General features: G+C 68.4%; 1 pseudogene. It reads left to right on the top strand.

Features of this window, described 5'->3' with window-relative positions:
* Positions 1–197: pseudogene (locus tag SB771_RS33760) on the top strand (cobalt ABC transporter substrate-binding protein); the annotation flags it as partial.
* Between the last annotated feature and the right edge of the window lie 142 nt (positions 198–339).

Genomic DNA, 339 nt, shown 5'->3' with positions numbered 1-339 from the left:
AGTACGTGCTGCGCACCATGCACATCGACCGCACGCCGGGTGATCGTCCGGGCGCAAGCGGACCCGAGCACTACGACGCCATCGGCTATGTGGCCACGCTGACCTTCGTCAAGCCGGATGGCGCCGCGCCGCTGCCCGCCGTGCCGGTGCGTCCGCCCAACAAGGTGCAGGCCGCGCCTGCCGCCGCTGCCAAGTAAGCCCGCGCAGTCCGCGATTCGCCGCGGGCCGCGCGCCGTGGCGGATCGTCGCATGGCTCGCGGCCATGCATTTACCGGCGTTTCGCCGGTGTTTTTCTACAAGGTCAGGAATGAATATCGGGGAATTGGCGCAACGCACCGG

The organism is Burkholderia sp. SIMBA_051 (genome assembly GCF_046534915.1).
Taxonomy (GTDB): domain Bacteria; phylum Pseudomonadota; class Gammaproteobacteria; order Burkholderiales; family Burkholderiaceae; genus Burkholderia; species Burkholderia ambifaria.
Note: the sequence above shows the minus strand (reverse complement) of the source record. Positions and strands in the feature narration are given on the sequence as shown.